The sequence below is a fragment of the Actinomadura sp. NPDC049753 genome (genome assembly GCF_040674655.1).
In the GTDB taxonomy this organism is placed as follows: domain Bacteria; phylum Actinomycetota; class Actinomycetes; order Streptosporangiales; family Streptosporangiaceae; genus Spirillospora; species Spirillospora verrucosospora.
Map to the genome: position 1 here is coordinate 1 of NZ_JBFARL010000469.1, position 1203 is coordinate 1203.

Sequence of the window (1203 nt, forward strand, 5' to 3'; positions counted from 1 at the left end):
CCCGAGCGCCCGCGGCGGACGCGGCGCGAGGCGCAGCGCGACCACGACGTCGCAGCTCGGCGGGCACCCGCGCCGCCGGGACGACCGAGGGCGCGGGCCCGGACACGCTCCCGGGCCACGGCCCCTCCCGCGGCTCGGCCGGGGCCAGGTCGCCGACCGGGACGCGGACGACCCGCTCGCCCGGCCCGCGCCCGCCCACCAGCACCGGCCGCGCGATGCCGTGGTGGCCGAGGAGCGCCTGGATCCGGTCGGCGGCCCGCGCGATGCGGTCGGTGACGGTGGTGCGCCCCCAGAGCCCCTCCTGCCGTCCGAGGTCGGGGACGAGCTGGTCGGGCGCCAGCTCCACCCACGTCACGCCGCCCCAGCCGTCGTCGCCGCCCCCGTCGCGGCCGCCCCCGTCACGCCCGGCCGGCCGGTGGGCCGACAGCTGCCACCGCACCCGCTCGGCGACGGCCAGCGCCGACAGCCCGTCGTGCCGCCACAGCCGCCGCAGGACGTGCCCGTCGGCGAACCCGACCGCGACCTCCAGCCGCACGCACGCCAGCCCGCCGGCGGCGAGGCCCTCGTGCAGCTCGCCCGCCAGCCGCTTCGCCGCGAACACGACCCGCTCCGCCTGCTCGGCGGGCGGGTCGAAGCCGCCGCGCACCGACAGGTCGGCGGCGGCGCGGACCGGCGCGAGCGGGCGCGGTTCCTCGCCCCGCGCCAGCCGGTGCGCGAGCGCCCCGTCGGTCCCGAAGCGGCTCGCGACGTGGCCGGACGGCAGCGCCGCGAGGTCGCCGAGGGTCGTGACGCCGAGTCGCCGGAGCAGGTCGGCCAGCTCCGGCCGGTCGAGCACCGACAGCGGGTACGGCGCGAGGAACGCCGCCGCGCCGCCCTCCGGCACCACGACGCCGCCCTGCCCGGCGCGCGCCGCCAGCTCGGCCGCGAACAGCCCGTCCGCGACCCCCGACCCGCAGTCGTGGCCGGCCTCGACGACCGTGTCCTGCACCAGGACGCGCAGCGCTTCCTCGCCCCCGTAGAACCGGGCGGGGCCGCGCGCCGGGATGGCGCACAGGCCCGGCCGCACCACCTCCACGCGCGGCGTCAGCTCCGCGACCGCCTGCGCGACCGCCTCGAAGCGGCGTCCCTCCGCGTCGGTGTCGCGCTCGCGCACCACCAGTTCCGGGCACCGCCGCTGGGCGTCGCGGATCCGCTGCCCGCGCC

The 1203-nt window shown here is 81.1% G+C and carries 1 protein-coding gene; it reads right to left on the bottom strand.

What is annotated here, in order from left to right:
• A partial coding sequence (locus tag AB0K37_RS42270) for a DNA polymerase Y family protein (protein ID WP_363991895.1) occupies nt 1–1203 on the bottom strand: 1203 nt, incomplete at both ends.